Source organism: Algoriphagus sp. (assembly GCF_030694375.1).
Classification (GTDB): Bacteria; Bacteroidota; Bacteroidia; order Cytophagales; family Cyclobacteriaceae; genus Algoriphagus.
In genome coordinates, this window is record NZ_JAUXYL010000046.1 from 183,673 (window position 1) to 200,063 (window position 16,391).

The window sequence follows — 16,391 nt, forward strand, 5'->3', positions numbered from 1 at the left end:
TTTTGCCTTTAACTCAATTGATTACCCGGTTTTGTGCGGCTTGAAATCCCACCACCCTGCTTCGGGTTCCTTTGACTTAATTGTTGCCTAACTGTAGGCAGGGGTTGGCAAAGATGATCTTCAAATAAAAATCAATCAAGAAGAAATAAACAAAAAGTCCTTTGGTGATCACTCGATCACCAAAGGAATAGGATTTATTTTCCAGTGTAAAAAATTGTTCAGTTAGCCGGAGGCGTCAGGGTGAATCCCTGCGTCTCAAGGATATTCAGCATGTCATACCAGTAGCGCATAAAAGTAATTTTACCATTCACTACGGCTGAAGCGGTATGGTAGGGCACGTCTATCTTCTTCCCCGTCGCCTTATTAGTAAGTGTGTTGGTCCCCCAAGCTAAAACCCACTCCCCTTCATTCCAGTTATTCGTCACTTTGATTGGCAAATAAAGCTCTTGCGAAAGGGAGTGCTTGTAATTCGTGGTGCTTGTGGTGTAATATTCTTTGTGCTGGGCCACTGTAAGCGAGTCCATGCCACCACCCAATCCATAGATCATAGCATTCGGCGCAAATACGGCATTCATAGTTGCGACATCTCCGGCTTGCAGTGCTTTGGTGTATTTTTGGACTACCTCTATGGCTGAAGCTGCATTTTGAAAATCGAGAGTCACCGACGCCTCTTGTGCGTTGGAAATAAAAGGAGTCAGCACGAGTAAGAAAGCAATAGGCAAAATTGTTTTTAAAGTTTTCATAATGGGATAGGTTAGGTAAAACAGAAAAACACATTCAAAATATGATATCCAAACTTCACCTATTCAGATTAAAATGAAAGTGTACAAGGACGAACGACCTGATTTACTTTCCGAGAATGGTGAATTTCTTTCCTATGAGAATTCTGAAGATGTTAAGCTTTCAGCAAATCAAAAAGTCTATTTCTAAAATCGGCAGGTGTTTTTGAATTGTGTTTTTTTAAAAAGTGAATCCCGCTTTTAGTCGTTAAATAGGCTCAGGTGACGGTCGATTTGTTTGACTAAGTCCCCGACAATTCCATGGATTTCCTCATACTGATTTTGCTGGAACTCCCGAATAAACACGTTCATTTTAAGTACTTCCTGAAACTCAAGATTTGCCAAAAGAGCATCATAATCTTGAGGGCTTGCTGATACCCAAATTTGATCCATGGCTATATTCTTGAGTACTAAAGGATAGAGAAAATTCCATTGGTAACGATCATCCAATCCTTTTTCGACGTTCTCCAAGTAGGGGTAACGGGTAGAATAGAGATTGGAAATCCGATTGCGAAGGGAGTCATTGGATACCAGGTCCAAGCCCACTGATTTCAAGTTTTCCCAAGAGGCAGTATTCTCGGATAGCTGATAATTTCCAAAGATTTTACCAAAGTGGGGTTTCAGGGAATCATGGAAAGGCCCTTTATCCTGAAGGGCTGTGAGTATGATTCGATTTGAGGTAAGTCGATCTTTATTGCCATCGATGTTAAACTCTAAGTCTAACAGGTCACTTTGGAGATTATTTTTCATTTCACTCAATAAAATCACCTCCTTTTTTCTCAGCTTATTCGATTCATTGGCATTGTTGATCTGCAACGCGATCAGGATTCCTATTACAACGAGGAAGATTTCGCCAATGGCGTAAGCCAAGTACCGTGTGATTTTGTTTTCCCGAAGGAGGTTTTGACGGATTTTGCGGAGGAAAGAGATCATGGTCTATCAGTCAGTTAATGTGACAAACAATTGCGATCGGATCAGCCAAGTCCCCGAGGCTTTGGTCCATTGGGCGGAGTACTTTCCTCCGACTGCTGCTTCCTCCGAACCTTCTATATATCCTTTCCAGATTCCTGTCTCCTAGGCCAATAGGATTTTGGGATTGACCAGCACTTCATCCGGAGTTCGGATCCAGTACATTTTGGGTCCTTTGGCATTTTGGATGTATTCCATGAGCTCTGCTTTTCCCGCCAGCAAAGTTCCAGCACCTGTAGTAATGAAAGCATCCTCAGTAGAAAAAGTGGAATTCAACTTTTCGTCAAAACTTCTAAGGGCTTGATTGGATGCTTCCCGTTGGGCAAGGATTTGGGCCACGTCCAAATCCTGTCCATACGAAATGCTGATTATCAAAATTCCGATCAAGGAAAAGATCGTTGTTCCGACCCAATTCACTGCTTATCCCTGTAATGATCAAACCAACTCAAAATCGCTGCGGTCTTGCTCATCAGCATACTTGGTCGTCCTGTCAGACCGTGTGAAGCATTTGGGATTCTGACCATGGCAGATTCCACCCCGACGAGTTTGAGTGCGGTGTAATATTGTTCTGATTCTGAAATCGGCGTTCGGAAATCCTGTTCCCCAGTAAGCAGCATCGTTGGAGTTTTTACATTTCCCACCAGCGAAAGCGGTGATCTTCTCCAATAGTTCTCCTGATCTTCCCAAGGCAAGGCACCAAACCAATATTTGGCAAAAAAGGCAGGGGAATCTGCATGAAGTACAAAGCTCGTCCAGTTAATTACTGGCTTGGCTACCACAGCAGCTTTGAAGCGATTGGTTTTGCCCACGATCCAAGCTGTCAAAACTCCGCCCCCTGATCCTCCGGTAACAAATAGGTTTTCAGTATCGATGTAGCCTTTGGCAATTACCGCATCCACTCCTGAAATCAAGTCATCGTAGTCGTGATTTGGATAATCGTGGTGAATGGAGTTACCAAATTCCTGACCGTACCCTGTACTACCGCGAGGATTGGTATAGAGCACCACATAGCCTGCAGCGGCATAAGCCTGAATTTCATAAGCGAACGAAGGCCCGTACATGGCAAATGGTCCGCCGTGGATTTCAAGGATTAATGGATATTTTTTTGCAGGATCAAAATCCGGAGGAGTCACAATCCATCCCTGCACCCGCTTTTGGTCAAAGGATGATTCCCACCAGATTTCTTCGGTTTTTCCGATTTTCCGGAAGGAAAACAAATCGTCATTTACAGCAGTCAAGCGCTTGGTTGCTCCGCCGTTCCAAACCGCCAAATCAGCCGGATGCTCTGGTCCACCTTGGGTAAAAGCAAAGCGGTTGTTGGCAGAAACTGTGAAAGTCCCGGCATTGTAAGGCCTTCCCAAATCCAAACCTCCAAGTCCTTCGACGACGGTTCTTATCTTTCCAGTCAATGCTACATGCCCGATTTTTGTATCGCCAAATTCATTGTATTGGAAATAGATGCCCTGCCCGTTTCCTTCCCATTGTGGATTACCTGCATCACGGTCCAAATCCGCTGTTAGATTTTTGACACCGCTTCCATCCACATTCATTACATAGAGATTTGAAACCTGATAGCCTTGAAAAGTATCGTCATTACCTGTAAACGCAATCATTTTCCCGTCAGGAGAAACTGCAGGATTGGCATCCGGCCCAAATCTGGAGGTTAAGGCCTTTATCTCACCTGAACTCAGATCCAAGCGATAGATCTCTGAGTTTGCAGGCTCCAGTTCATGGTTTTCACTCAGATTGGCGGAGAAGAAAAGGCTTTTGCCGTCTTTGGCCCAAGCCGGACTTCCATGATTATTTGAAGTAAATGTCCGCTGTCTTGGAGTGCCGCCATCGATTCCCAAGGTGAAAATCTGTGATTTGCCGGGTTTCAAATACCCTGCGCCATCGCCGCGATAATTCATCTCATCGATGAAAATCGGCGGAGCATTCCATTCCGCCCCCTCGGGTTTCCCAGGGATGGTCAGCATGGATTTTTTGGTTTCAGGGACAAACTGTGTGAATGCCATTTGACTGTCATCCGGACTCCAAGCCACAGCACCGGGAGGAGTAGCCGTATTTGTAAGTGTTATCGTCTCCCGTGTGTCAAGGAACATGACATAGAGTTTGACCTTTTCATCGTCCTGATTGGAAAGGAAAGCCAGTTTTTTGCCGTCATTGGACCATCTTGGGGCATAATCCCGTTGGTTGCCCTGTGTGAGTTGGCGAATTCTGGAGCCGTCCACATTGCTGATCCAGAGATTGGAATAATCCCTGTCGGTCATGATGTCTTTGAAGTTTCGGCTAAAGACAATTTGTGAGCCGTCCGGCGAAATCTGGGGATCGCTGACATACTCCATGTTGAAGAGGTCGGTCAGTTCCAGTTTGGTTTTTTCCTGAGCAAATGCATTGATCTGAATTAAAATAAGAAAGAGCGCAATGAGTAGGTTTCTGATGTTCATAAGGGATTCAATTATCAATTTTCTTTTTCTTTTCCAGGTACTCATAATGACTGTTATCCTGAGGGGTACGAATGACTTTACTTTCCGGCAATGGCCCCAGTTGTTTCACGGCCAATTCCATCGCCCGCATCATTTGGGCGGCTTTTTCGGGATTTTCTTTAGCCAGATTTATGGTTTCTCCGGGGTCATTTTTCAGGTTGAATAATAGCGTCTCGTGAGGATCAACTTTTTTCATTCCCCTACTTCCGGCAAATCCAGCATAGGGTCGCTTGATTTTCCAATCACCCTCCCGATAGGCCTCCTGACTGGCAAGCATGTAATAAATAAAGCTGTCTCCTTCTCGGTTGCCGTTTTCAAAAAGCACGGCACTCAAATCTTTGCCGTCGATCTCCCGGTCCTGAGGAATTTCAGCTCCGACAAGTTTGCAGAAAGTAGGAAACCAGTCCATTTGCGTGGCCAAATCTTCATAGACTTGGCCCGGATCAATTTTCCCCTTCCACATGGCAACCGTAGGCACACGCACTCCACCTTCGAACGTAAACTGCTTTCCTTCTCTCAGCGGACCTGCCGAACCTCCATGATCTTCCATTACCAGCCAGGGGCCATTGTCTGAGGAGAAGACAATTAGCGTGTTTTCGAGGATGCCTTTTTCTTCCAGCTTTTTTAAAACCTCTCCCACACTCCAGTCCAATTCCTGAATGACATCTCCGTATAGACCGAGTTCCGATGTTCCCTCAAACTCCGGTGAAGCATAGATCGGTACATGGGGCATGCTGTGCGCCAGGTAAAGGAAAAAGGGGGTCCCTCCACTGGAATCAATGAATTTCAAGGATTCCTCAGTATATGTTTTGGTGGTATAGCGCTGATCGACTTTGAATTCTTCGACTTCATTTCCCCTCATGTAAACCACCGAGGCCATGTCATTGGAATAGGGGATTCCAAAGTATTCATCAAACCCCTGATTGAGCGGAAGAAACTTTTCCATATGGCCAAGGTGCCATTTGCCAACAATGCCTGTCCGGTATCCTTTCGATTTTAGAATTTCAGCGATGGTGATTTCTTCCGGATCCATTCCCGTCAGACTTTCAGGAAAAAAGACCGAGTTTATCCCCATGCGTTGTGGCATCCGGCCTGTAAGTAATCCCGCACGGGAAGGGCTGCAAACCGGAGATGCAGATAAAAATGAAGTAAACTTAATTCCTTCAGTTGCAATCCGGTCGATGTTTGGAGTGGCAATAGCTGTGGCCCCAAAGCATCCCAAATCACCATAGCCTAAGTCGTCAGCAAAAATGAAAACGATATTTGGAAGGGCTGAAACAGTTGAAGTGTTTGATTTTTCTCCGCAGGAGCAAAGCAAAAAAACCAAAAATAAGACAAAAGGATTTTTCATCATTTCTATCAGTGTTTATGATCCAAGCGATGCTTTTTCAAAATATCCTCACCAAAATCATTTCCCTTTTCTCTCAGTATTGTATGGATGTGATTGGCATTGTCCAGAAAGCCAACATTGTCGTATTCGATCAGGAAGTCAGGGCTGTGGATTACGTAATAGTGCGCTTTCATCGGTTCATAACTTCCGATCCAGGCAAAATAGACTTCATCCATCCCCCGGGTATGGAGTTTTTCAAGGTAGGCTTCGGCTTTTTCTTTTTCCAGATTTCCGATGTATTCTTCGATTAAGTAGTGGAGGATTTTCTGCTGTCCCCCGGATAATTCTGCACCTTTTATTCCCTGGAATTCCTCAAGCCATTGCGGTCTATCGGGACTGGTGATGATATCGCCGGGGACTTTATCGCTAATGGTTGCCTTGGCTTTTTGGCTTTCATCCAAGGCATTGATCAACCAAAAGCCGTAATCTTCTTCTTTGCTCAAAGGCCGTAAACCGGCATATTGTGTGGCTTCGACCACCGCCGGATCAGATCCGAAAAAGAGGGGAGTCATGGTAAATTCGTCTCCGGCCACAGTCAGGTTGATCGAGATATGATGACCTTCGAATTTCAACCCCCAAGCGTCATCTGTTTCAGGATTTCCTGCCATAGCGAGGTAGTAATTTCCATAGTCCCAATTCAGTTTTCGGATGAATTCCATACTTCGTTCATTCACTTTGCCCTGCTGAAACTGGATTTCAAAAAGCTCGTGAAGAATATCATCGACTTGCATAATCGCAAAGGTTTTCAGATATCCCTGTGAGCTGAAAACCGCACTCAAAACCTTGTGGAACGCAATTTTGCTTTCCTCAGAGAGGTCGCCGTATCGAACTCCGACACGGGGAGCGAGACCCAGCGGAAGGTTGGTCCAAGCGGTACGAGCACTATCCTCCAGTCCAAGCTGCACTTGAGCCCTCTCCACCTCCCCCAGTGTGGAAAGTAAGGAAACAGCTGTTTTTTTCAGAAGGGCTGTAGATTGGGACCAAGCCGTAAGTGAGGATAAGACAAGGAAGAATAAAACGGGGATTATTTTCATAGAAGATCAATTAAATACAAAATTTACAAATTTCTCCCAACCAACCGTTTCGGTCAGTGTCAGATAAAAAGCCTGGAGCGGGAAGTACAAGCCAAGAGCGATCAGAAATGGCCAGGGATTTTTATTTTTTCGAATGTCTCCCACTAAGAGAATCATCAGAATTAGGTCAATCAGGAAAAAGGAAATGACCATTCCCGAAATTCCAAATCCAATGGTCGTCAGGTCAAACCAAAAAAACAAAATCCGATCTAAAGTCGGTCCCATGAAAGTCAGGGCTGCCGCAATCATAAACCGTGCATGAATTGAAGGGGATTTCCTGAAAATAACCGCTAAAGCATAGAAGGCGACAAGCCAAAACAGGTAGACGAACCCAATAGCAGTGTAAGAAGCGATGATTATGCGTCCTTCAGCGTAGGCGTAAGGTGCTATTCCCTGAGCAAAATCACTTTCAAAATCTGCCAGTTGACGTGCATAGCCCTGTTTCATCACCAACCAGGTGCTCAGAATAACTATTGGGACAACCAGATAACTCAGTCTCCCCACAGCTCGATGTATGCTGAGTTTTTTGTACCGGATTAATAAGGGCTGGGAAATGGCGATCCCCATCCAAAGGGCCATGAACCCAAAATGAACATGGATTAATCTTGGACTAAATTGAAGTTGGGTAAAATAGCTGAAATAAAAACCTCCGATTGCCAATGGAATAAACCCCATCAACCAATAGCCCAAATTGGGGTAAAGCGAAAAGACGTTCTCCCTAGTCCTCATAAGGTGAAGAATAAAAGTTAAGAATGGTAAAAGCTTCTAGGCGGAGTTGGTTTGATTCTTCCGAATCGATAAAATGGAGGTAGTCAGGCCTGAAATTGAACTGAAATCGAATACGTTGGTAGGGATAAGTTAGCGGAAAAATCTAATTTTTCCAGTGATAGTCCTGAAATTCAACCAATAGGGCACCATTCTTCCGGAATTGGCTTGATAGACAGATCAGGAAAGAAAAAATCAACAGCTAGAAAAAAGCCGAATCTTTCAGGAATGATCGTTTTTCTCTTCCCGCAGCAAGACACAATCCTCTCCTTCAAATTCCGTTTCGATGGTGTAATGTTCAAATGGGTATTTTTTCATGATCCGTTTCAGTTCATTCTTCACATGGAGAATGTCTTCCATGGATTGCAGCGGCTTTAGCTTAACGTGGGATGTAAACACATGATGCTCCCCGTCCAAAGACCAAATGTGTGTATGATGGGTGGAGTCCACATGGACGATTGCCCGGATTTCCTTTTCAATCGCTGACTTGTCCACATCCAAAGGCTGACCTTGCAAGAAAATAAAAACAGTCTCCCGAAGTCTTTTGATGACATTCCAGAGAATAAAAGCAGCAATAAGCAGCGAAAGGGCCGGATCCAGATAGGGATTTGGATAAAAAAGTAGGATAATCGAAGCGATAAGCACTGCAATCCAACCCAAAACGTCTTCGATCAGGTGCCAGGTAATCACCCGCTCATTCAGGGTTTTTCCTTTACTCAGTTTCCAGGCCGCATAGCCGTTGACTGCCACTCCCAGCAGCGCAAAATAAAACATGCCTTTGGCATCTGACATTTCCGGGCTTTGGAGCCGGAGAATAGCCTCCCGGATCACAAAGACTGACCCCAAAATCAGAACAATGGCATTGATCAAGGCTCCAAGAAGGGAGAATCGCCGATATCCAAAGGAATAGGATTCGGTTGCTTTCTTTTTCGAAAGCTTGTCCAGATACCAGGAAGTACCCAAGGAAATTGAATCACCCAAGTCATGCACCGCATCAGAAATAATCGCAACACTGTTTACATACCATCCCCCAACAAGCTCAATCAGGGTAAAAGACAGATTGAGAAAAAAGGCAAGCCTTAGATTTTTACCGGAATCATGGGAATGATGGTGTGCCATAAATCAGCTTTTAAAATACCGGAGCTTTGCGATGTTTGGTGCCTTGTTCGTAGGAGTAGACTAGGCGGATCAATGTTGGTTCAGTCCACATTTTCCCCAGAAACTGAAGTCCCGCAGGGAGATTTCCTGAAGTAAATCCCATCGGAACTGTAAATGCCGGCTGTCCCGTATGCGGCGCGATAAGCTGTGAATTATCACCCTTGTATTCTTCCTGAAACCGATCAATCTGTGCAGGCTTATTATTCCAACTTGGATAAACCAAGGCGTCCAGTTTTAGAGAATCCATGACCTTTTCGATTGCTTCGCGAAAAGCAATTCGCTTCAAATCTGTAAAGGCATCGCCACAGTTGATTTCGGGATTTTCGGGAAGGGAGGAATCGACAAAACTTTCCAAGCCTTTCCGTGCATATTCCGAGGTAGTACCGACTCGAATAACATCCCGAATCGTTTTCATGGTGTCTCGTTTGACATAGTCTGCCAAAAACTTTTCCAAATCTGCACGGAAAACGGGACACCATTGATTTCTACGGAGGGAATCAAAGTTTTCTACCTTCACCGAGTCAATGATCACCGCACCTAGCATAGCCATGTCTTTCAGGGATTGGTTGAACAGCGCAGAAATCTCGGGATCTGTATCCTTTTCACTCAAGGTTCTAAACACGCCGATTCTTGCTCCTTTCATTCCGTCTTTTTTTAGGAATTGCGTGTAGTTTGTGGTGGTCTTTCCTTGGGAATAGTGAGTAATCGGATCTTTTAGGTCAATTCCGGCGATGGCTTGCAAAACCTTGGTCGCATCTTCCACCGTGCGGCACATCGGCCCGACCACATCATTCCGGAGGTATAGCGGCACGATTCCTTCCCGGCTCACCAAGCCCAAAGTAGTCCGAAAACCTACCAAGGCATTGTGTGAAGAAGGCCCGCGGATGGAGTTTCCCGTATCAGTTCCCAGTCCGATGGTCCCGAAGTTGGCGGCGATGGAGGCTCCTGTGCCTCCGCTTGATCCGGCAGGAACATGATCCAGGTTATAAGGATTTCGGGTAGTCCCTTGGGTTGAACTCTCCGAGTGCATGGGACTGAAGGCCCATTCGGCCATGTTGGACTTGGCAAGGATGATAGCTCCGGCATCTACCAGTTTTTGAATGATAAATGCATCCGATGTTGGATAAAAATCGGCTAAAGCCAAAGCCCCCGCTGTGGTTGTAAGTCCGGAAGTGTTGATGTTGTCTTTAACGATTAAAGGAATTCCATGAAGCGGGCGTAGCTTCCCTGTTTTGGAAAACTCTGCGTCAAGTTTTTTGGCGTTAGCCAAAGCTCCAGGATTAGTGACCGAGATGGAATTTAGCGAAGAATCCAGCGCCTCGATCCGACTGAGATAGGCTTCTACCAAATCTTCAGCTGAAAAATCTCCGTTTTGGAAGGCTTGGTGAATTTCTGAAATGGTGAGTTCGTCGATGTTGATTTGTTTTGGCTGCGGACTTTTGCAAAAAGAAAAAAGGCACAGAAAAAGCAAGGCATAGATTGATTTCATTTTTGTTTGATTTCAAGATTAGACTTTTCCGTTATCGGCATTCCCGTTTTTAATTCTTCGGTTCTGAAAGTTATTCTTTTTGTTCGCTGTTAAGAATTGTAGTGAAAGGCCAAGGTACTTTTCAAATCTATCTAACAAATAATTGGGTTCTTGAAAAAATTTGAAATTTCATTTGGGAAAAAATATCTTTTTGGAATGGTTAGAATAATATCACCCCTTCTGGGTTTTGGAACCGTCATTCCCAAATGTCCGCTATAATTATTTCATCCCTTCGGGATTATGTTTCTAATCCGAAAATTCAAAAAATGCGATCCTCTACATCTTTGCCTATACCTTACCTCATCGGAGGTGGAGGAGATTTCTTTCGTCTCAAAAGCCAAATCAACAAGGCTCCGAAAATCAGGAAGAATGGCCAAAGATTGAGGATAAAAATGAAGAACCACTGTAAATTCTTCCAGCCGTTTTTTAGTCCATCTTTTGCTTTGCCTAGGAAACCAAAAACACGCTCCCCTTCCACAAAAAAGGAGACATTCAGGGTGCTCAAGGCTACTCGATCACTGAGGAAATTGAGCCGACCCTGCATGGATTCGATTTCGCCTCGGACATTGGCCAGCTCCCGCTCGAGGGCAAGAATCTCTTCGACATTTTTGGCTTGCTTGAGCAATTCAGTATATCGGATTTCCAGCTCCTTTTTGGTTTTCAGCCGAGCCTCCACATCGATAAACTGCTCCGTGACATCTTCGCTGCGGATGTTGGTGTTTTCGATGCGGACTGCATGAGATTGGATTTTTTCCAGCAAGGGATCCAATTGGTCAGTTGGTATTCTGATCGTCAGTCGCTTTTCTGTTCGCTCGCCGTAGCTATTGGAAGATTCGTTGGAAATAAAGCCTTTGGCGGAATTGACTTAACTTTTGAGAAAAGTGTCGGTTTCATTGATATCCTTGAACTCGAAGTAGATGTCGCCCTCACGGACGACTTTTCGCTCAGTGAATTGCGTTTCAGGTAGGGGCTGCTCGGTGGGAGGAATGTCCGCTATTTTTTCGTACGATCCACCGGAATCAAGGCCTAGATTAACGGTGTCCTGAGTTCCGCAGGCAGCTACAATAAAGCCGAAGAGAATGGGAAGTTTGAGCAGAAAAATCTTCATAGTGAGAGGGTTTGGGTCAAAGGTCAAACGGAGGAATCTGATTTTTCGCTGCTTATGAAATGAAATTTAACACCTAGCGGTCCAGCCAATCCTTAAACTCAGCCACTTTTTCCCGACTGACCAAAATATCCGAATCGGGACAGCCTCGGAGTTTGACTTTCAATCGGCTGTTGGAATAGGTGAGGACTTCCTCGATTGTGTCCACATGGCTGAGGTATTTTCGGTTCAGGCGAAAGAAATCTGCGGGATTGACTTGGGCTTCCATCTGCTCCAAGGTAGAGTCGAGCACATATTTTTTACCAGCCTGAGTTTGGAGGAAAGTCACTCGCTCCTCACTGAAGAAGAAAGCGATATCCTCGGCTGGAACACTTTGGATTTTTTCTCCAAAACGCACCATGAACCGGCTTTTGTAGGATTTTGCCTGAGGTTGGATCAGTATTTTGATCAGTTCCAAATCCAGATGGGGCTGAATCTTCTGGGAATTGAATTTTTCAACTGCCCGTTCCAAGTCTTTGGGATCTATGGGCTTGAGTAGGTAATCAATTGCATTAACCTGAAATGCCTTGATCGCATAGTGATCAAATGCCGTGGTAAATATGATCGGAGTGGTGACTTTCACCTGTTCAAAAATCTCAAAGCTGATCCCGTCGGCCAGTTGGATATCACAGAAAATCAGATCCGGTGTTGGGTTTTCCGCAAACCAATGAACCGCTCTGCTGACAGTATCCAGATTTCCGATCAGTACGGCTGTTGGAAAGTGTCCCTGCAGCAACTTACTCAATCGAGTTGCGGCAGGCTTCTCGTCTTCAATGATTAGAATCTTCATGAGTTTACTTTCAAAAGAGGAAGCTTAACCAAAAATTCATGTTCCGACTGAAATATTTCAGGCATTTGATCACTCAAAATTCGATAGCGGGAACGGATATTTTCCAAACCTACACCCGTGGAAGGCTCATTTTGGCTGGTTTTGGGTTGAAAGGTATTGCTTACCCAAAGCTCATCCCCTTTTTGGAAAATGGAGATGAACAGGGGATTTTCTTGGGATGCAATGTTGTGCTTGATGGCGTTTTCCAGCAAAAGCTGTAGGGAAAGGGGCGGTAGAAAGCAACCTTTGCAATCGGGTACATCCACTTTGAAATTTAGATTCTCTTCAAATCGAATTTTCTGAAGCTCGAGGAAGTTTCTAGCAAAGTCAAGTTCCCTGTCAAGCTCGACCAATTCCTCCTGCTGCACATCGAGAACGTAGCGGTAGATTTTGCTGAGTTTTTGGATAAAAGCCGCTGAGCGGTCCGCATCTTCATAGACGAGGTTGGACAGGGCGTTGAGCGAGTTAAAGAGGAAATGCGGATTGAGTTGGTCTTTTAAGCTCTGGTATTGGCTGGCTAGCTTTTCGGATCGGAGTTGTTCGGCTTCAATAGCGGATTTCCGCCATTCTATCAGCCAAGACCTTGATGTGAAAATCGCCATAAATACCAGTGCGATGGTCATAGGCGTAAGAGTGAACTTCAGAATTCCTCGCCATGGGATTTGGTCTGAGGGAAACCTCCATTCGATCCATGCATAACAAAACACGATGACAAAGCTGACCATAAACGCATAGACCATATAAGTAGAGACAGTCGCCAAAAGCCGCTTTACAGGTTCGTGAACCCATGAAATCCGAACATCCCAATATTCCTCCACCCTGCTGCCCCCAAAACTCAGTGCCATAGACACGCAAAAGGAAAAGATAAAATCAGGCAGAAGTCCCTTCAAATCCTTCAGACTCAAAAAGCAAATCGGGCAAAAAATCACCTGCAAAGACAGGGCAATCGCCAAGTTGACAAGTAGGAATTTACGAAGGTCACGCCAGATTCCTTTGTCGTCTTTGCAGTCTGTTGGTGTCTCGGCTTGGATCATGTCGGAAGTTAGGAAAAAGGGAATAAAGTTCGGATTTCAGAAGTTTTGTGGTGAAGAAGACAAGTTTTGGATTAGGTGTAATTCTTACCAGAAAGTGAATGGATCAATTTGAGATCTTCAGGATTCCACTGAGTGCACACTCAATGGAGCTTCCATCCTATTTCGGATATTTTGACAAGCTCAGTACAAGTTTCGGAATTTCAACCTCCACCAAGAGCAACTTTGGTGGAGGATTTGTTGGTTTAGTTTTTCAAAGCGCACATTACTTGCAGGCATTGGCAACCTGCTCAGCTTCTCTTTTTCCCCAAGTTGGAAGTAAATAATTGTCATCGACCTTTGCTTCTTCTTTTGCAAAAAGCTCCAGTCCAACCCTTGCCAATCCACAAGCCTTTTCAGGCCCACTTCCGAAAAACTGTGACATTCCCAATTCCATCTGAGCCATCAGTGTCGTAGCACGTGGATTTTCCTTATCCAAGGCAATTGCTTTTCCAAAAATTTGCATGGCCAAGGGACTCATTTCCTGACCCCGGCTCATGGGATCGACGGAAAGTTTCCCCATGATTACAAAGCCTTTCAAAGCCGTTATTTCGGAATTGTTGGGTGCGATTTTTTCGGCTTTGTTCACCAACTCCATAGCTTGATCAAAGTATTGGTCTTTGTTGACCTCGAATCGAAATGCGGCCGTGGCCTTAATGTAAGCTGCGTAGTAAAGCGGGAGCCATTCTTCGGATTTTGCTTCTGCAATTCGGATAAACCCATTGGCCACCGTCTGAGATTGTTCTGAGGATTGGATGGTATTCATCGAGGAGATCTGCTTTTTCATGGCGTTTTCGTAAGCTGGATCATTTGCAAAAGCAGCGAAAACGAAGGCAAAAGCCATAGCGAGAGTAAATAGGGACTTTTTCATAAGTATTAGAGGTTGTTTAGATTATTTGCGTTTTTGTCTTTGGAAATGGTAAAGAAGATCCCAAGGAAAAGGAAGCGAGGTGCCCCCTGACCTAGAGGAAGGGATTCAAACCGTCCCTGTTCGTTTGGATTCTGTGCATACTGATACCCAAATATGTTTTGATGCCCAGTCACATTGGTGAGCGCTCCATGGATGATTAGGTTGGGCCGAGGCAAATAACTCCAGCTTAGGCTGAGGTTTTGGAACGTCCCTGTTTTGGAATTCATCTCTCCTGTGAGATTCGGGTCGGTGTAAGCCAGGCCGTCATTGAAGGACCAAGACAGGCCGAGTTGTGATTTCAGGCTTGGGACAAAGTGCTTGACCACCACGCTCAGGTTGTGTTTGGGTGCAAAGTCAGGCTGCACCTGTCCGATGTATTGGAAATAACTCCGCTTGCTGTCCACAAAACTGTAAGTGATCCAGTAGTCTGTATTTTTTAGGCTTTCCCGATCCCGGAAAAACACATCAAAACCTCGGGCAAAACCATCTCCCTCGTTTCGGACATTTCGTGGGTTTTGATGAATTCCTTCAAATCTAACCAAGTGATCATAGGACTTGTGGAAAGCCTCGGCCCGAAAGGTCTTGCCGTCTTTTTGGTAGAGGTAGTTCAGAATCAAATGCCGCGACTCGGTATTTTTCAAGTTTGGAGCCAGGACTCTGAAGCGTTCTTCAGGCAATTGATGAAAGCGGCCTGTGGCAAAAGAGAGGGTGCCGTTTTTGGAGATTTTGTAGGCCAAAGAAGTGCGCGGATCGAGCCATTTTTCATCTGCAAGGGAAGAAATTCCAGCCCGAAGCCCGGATCGAAGGACCAATTTTCGGCTGAGATACCAATCCCATTCGGTAAAAAGGAAACCCTGATTTTCGCCAATGCTACGCTCGAGACTTTCCTGAGTCAGGACTTCGGAATAGTCATTTCGGAAGTATTCGACGCCGTTTTTCACCGCAAGGCGATCCGAGAAATCATATCCAGCAGTCCATTTGGCATGGCTGAGTTGATTTTTTCGCTCCAAGTCTAAACCTCCCAGGTTAAGGATGTCCTTGTTTTGGGAGAAAGAAATTCCACCGAAGAGCGACCAACCGTTTTCAAAGCCCTTTCTCCAGTTAGTTTGAGCATAGGAATAGGTATTTTTCAGGTCGATCAGCAATCCCCGATCGGGCATACCCGGCTGCGGCTGCCAGAGTTGCATTCCTCCGGATTCGGTGCGGGCCAGTACTTTCCAAAGACCGCCTTTGGACGTTTTTTGCTGGGCGGCAAGTTCGATGTCTCGACCAAACGGAGCTCTTTCCCAGTCAAAATTTTGTTTGATCAAAGCCTGATAGGGTTTCAGATCAAAGATATTTCCACTGATGCTAATGCTTCTTTTTTCATTGGCCAAGGTGTGGGAATACCCCCCACCGACTGACATGATGGACAGATCGCCTTGGCTTCGTTTTGCCAGATCTTTGGTGTTCAGTGCCAGAGTGGAGGAAAGTGCCTGACCGTATTCCGCAGAATATCCACCCGTGGAGAAGAAAGTGCCCTTGAACAGATTTGGGTTGAATCGGGTGCGGGTAGGCACATTTCCGGCGGTGGTACCATAGGCATTTCCTACACGCATCCCCTCAATGTAGATGCCTACTTCGCTTGCATCACCACCACGAACGAAGAGGCGGCCGTCATTTCCGACGGTGGAGGTGCCAGGTAAAGTTTGAAAAGCTCCCACAATATCACCCATGGCAGAAGGGGTGGTGACGATATCGATCGGGCGAAGGATGACGGATTTTTTCTCATCCGAGGCTTCCATGGCTCCGGCTGATATCGTGACAGTATTCATTTCATTGAATTCCTCAATTAATTTAATGGATGGTATTTCAATCTTGGATTGGGAAAGGGTGATAGGAAATTCTTGTGACTTGAAACCCATCATGCTTACGACCAAGAGTTGATCGCCTGATTCGCTGCTTTCAAAAGAAAAAGCACCTGAGGCATCACTGCTTGTGCCGTCAAAACTCCCTTTGATAAAAACATTGGCACCAGGGAGAGCTTTTCCTTTTTCGTCAAGGATTCTTCCAGAGATAATCGTTTGGCTAAAAGCGAATGTTTGGCTGAGGAAAAAGTAAGTTAAAAGAAGAAGTCGTGTGTTCATTTTGATTCAGATATGAACCAAAATTGAAGGGCTTTATCCGTTCAAAAAACTAAAGCTGACTGAAGCGTCAAAATCCGTGACTGAACTTCATCAGGTAGTGAATGAATTGACATACACTTATTAAAAATGCCCTTGGATTTGATCCAAAGGCATTTTTAATAAAT

14 protein-coding genes and 1 pseudogene are annotated in these 16,391 nt (G+C 45.1%); all 15 read right to left on the reverse strand.

All coding sequences use genetic code 11. The features are described 5' to 3' along the window. Window positions 1-218: 218 nt before the first annotated feature. Window positions 219-743, reverse strand: a complete 525-nt coding sequence (locus Q8M62_RS19525; protein ID WP_304900382.1) for a nuclear transport factor 2 family protein — start codon at window positions 741-743, stop codon at window positions 219-221. Window positions 744-980: 237 nt separating this feature from the next. Then, window positions 981-1,712, reverse strand: a complete 732-nt coding sequence (locus Q8M62_RS19530; protein WP_304900383.1) for a DUF6090 family protein — start codon at window positions 1,710-1,712, stop codon at window positions 981-983. A 141-nt stretch (window positions 1,713-1,853) separates the two neighbouring features. Further along, window positions 1,854-2,135: a hypothetical protein gene (locus Q8M62_RS19535; RefSeq protein ID WP_304900384.1), complete on the reverse strand. Its 282-nt coding sequence runs from the start codon at window positions 2,133-2,135 to the stop codon at window positions 1,854-1,856. 26 nt (window positions 2,136-2,161) lie between these two features. Then, a complete protein-coding gene (locus Q8M62_RS19540) occupies window positions 2,162-4,195 on the reverse strand; it encodes a S9 family peptidase (RefSeq protein WP_304900385.1) in 2,034 nt (677 codons plus the stop codon). Window positions 4,196-4,202: 7 nt separating this feature from the next. Beyond that, window positions 4,203-5,588 (reverse strand): sulfatase, encoded by a 1,386-nt coding sequence (locus tag Q8M62_RS19545; RefSeq protein WP_304900386.1) that lies wholly within the window; start codon window positions 5,586-5,588, stop codon window positions 4,203-4,205. A gap of 5 nt (window positions 5,589-5,593) precedes the next feature. Then, complete coding sequence (locus Q8M62_RS19550) at window positions 5,594-6,658, reverse strand: DUF3500 domain-containing protein (protein WP_304900387.1); 1,065 nt, start codon at window positions 6,656-6,658, stop codon at window positions 5,594-5,596. Between the two features lie 6 nt (window positions 6,659-6,664). Further along, window positions 6,665-7,426: a hypothetical protein gene (locus Q8M62_RS19555; RefSeq protein WP_304900388.1), complete on the reverse strand. Its 762-nt coding sequence runs from the start codon at window positions 7,424-7,426 to the stop codon at window positions 6,665-6,667. Between the two features lie 258 nt (window positions 7,427-7,684). Then, a complete protein-coding gene (locus Q8M62_RS19560) occupies window positions 7,685-8,581 on the reverse strand; it encodes a cation diffusion facilitator family transporter (protein ID WP_304900389.1) in 897 nt (298 codons plus the stop codon). 10 nt (window positions 8,582-8,591) lie between these two features. Beyond that, window positions 8,592-10,109 carry an amidase family protein gene (locus Q8M62_RS19565; RefSeq protein ID WP_304900390.1) on the reverse strand — a complete coding sequence of 506 codons (1,518 nt, stop codon included), beginning with the start codon at window positions 10,107-10,109 and terminating at the stop codon, window positions 8,592-8,594. Between the two features lie 334 nt (window positions 10,110-10,443). After that, a pseudogene (locus Q8M62_RS19570) lies at window positions 10,444-11,001 on the reverse strand (DUF4349 domain-containing protein); the annotation flags it as partial. Between the two features lie 12 nt (window positions 11,002-11,013). Next, window positions 11,014-11,256, reverse strand: coding sequence for a hypothetical protein (locus Q8M62_RS19575; RefSeq protein ID WP_304900391.1), 243 nt, complete (start codon window positions 11,254-11,256; stop codon window positions 11,014-11,016). A gap of 73 nt (window positions 11,257-11,329) precedes the next feature. After that, window positions 11,330-12,082 (reverse strand): LytTR family DNA-binding domain-containing protein, encoded by a 753-nt coding sequence (locus Q8M62_RS19580; protein WP_304900392.1) that lies wholly within the window; start codon window positions 12,080-12,082, stop codon window positions 11,330-11,332. After that, the gene (locus Q8M62_RS19585) at window positions 12,079-13,155 is read right to left on the reverse strand and encodes a sensor histidine kinase (RefSeq protein WP_304900393.1); all 1,077 of its coding nucleotides are present in this window, start codon (window positions 13,153-13,155) and stop codon (window positions 12,079-12,081) included. Before Q8M62_RS19585 ends, Q8M62_RS19580 begins: the two co-directional genes overlap by 4 nt. 262 nt (window positions 13,156-13,417) lie before the next feature. After that, entirely contained in the window at window positions 13,418-14,062 is a 645-nt protein-coding gene (locus tag Q8M62_RS19590; RefSeq protein WP_304900394.1) for a hypothetical protein, read from the reverse strand. A gap of 5 nt (window positions 14,063-14,067) precedes the next feature. Then, complete coding sequence (locus tag Q8M62_RS19595) at window positions 14,068-16,227, reverse strand: TonB-dependent receptor (RefSeq protein ID WP_304900395.1); 2,160 nt, start codon at window positions 16,225-16,227, stop codon at window positions 14,068-14,070. Window positions 16,228-16,391: the final 164 nt, after the last annotated feature.

Excerpts from the sequence above, each read along its gene's own strand:
- Q8M62_RS19525 (WP_304900382.1), bottom strand. The coding sequence starts at position 743 with ATGAAAACTTTAAAAACAATTTTGCCTATTGCTTTCTTACTCGTGCTG.
- Q8M62_RS19530 (WP_304900383.1), bottom strand. The coding sequence starts at position 1,712 with ATGATCTCTTTCCTCCGCAAAATCCGTCAAAACCTCCTTCGGGAAAAC.
- Q8M62_RS19540 (WP_304900385.1), bottom strand. The coding sequence starts at position 4,195 with ATGAACATCAGAAACCTACTCATTGCGCTCTTTCTTATTTTAATTCAG.
- Q8M62_RS19545 (WP_304900386.1), bottom strand. The coding sequence starts at position 5,588 with ATGATGAAAAATCCTTTTGTCTTATTTTTGGTTTTTTTGCTTTGCTCC.
- Q8M62_RS19550 (WP_304900387.1), bottom strand. The coding sequence starts at position 6,658 with ATGAAAATAATCCCCGTTTTATTCTTCCTTGTCTTATCCTCACTTACG.
- Q8M62_RS19555 (WP_304900388.1), bottom strand. The coding sequence starts at position 7,426 with ATGAGGACTAGGGAGAACGTCTTTTCGCTTTACCCCAATTTGGGCTAT.
- Q8M62_RS19560 (WP_304900389.1), bottom strand. The coding sequence starts at position 8,581 with ATGGCACACCATCATTCCCATGATTCCGGTAAAAATCTAAGGCTTGCC.
- Q8M62_RS19565 (WP_304900390.1), bottom strand. The coding sequence starts at position 10,109 with ATGAAATCAATCTATGCCTTGCTTTTTCTGTGCCTTTTTTCTTTTTGC.
- Q8M62_RS19575 (WP_304900391.1), bottom strand. The coding sequence starts at position 11,256 with ATGAAGATTTTTCTGCTCAAACTTCCCATTCTCTTCGGCTTTATTGTA.
- Q8M62_RS19580 (WP_304900392.1), bottom strand. The coding sequence starts at position 12,082 with ATGAAGATTCTAATCATTGAAGACGAGAAGCCTGCCGCAACTCGATTG.
- Q8M62_RS19585 (WP_304900393.1), bottom strand. The coding sequence starts at position 13,155 with ATGATCCAAGCCGAGACACCAACAGACTGCAAAGACGACAAAGGAATC.
- Q8M62_RS19590 (WP_304900394.1), bottom strand. The coding sequence starts at position 14,062 with ATGAAAAAGTCCCTATTTACTCTCGCTATGGCTTTTGCCTTCGTTTTC.
- Q8M62_RS19595 (WP_304900395.1), bottom strand. The coding sequence starts at position 16,227 with ATGAACACACGACTTCTTCTTTTAACTTACTTTTTCCTCAGCCAAACA.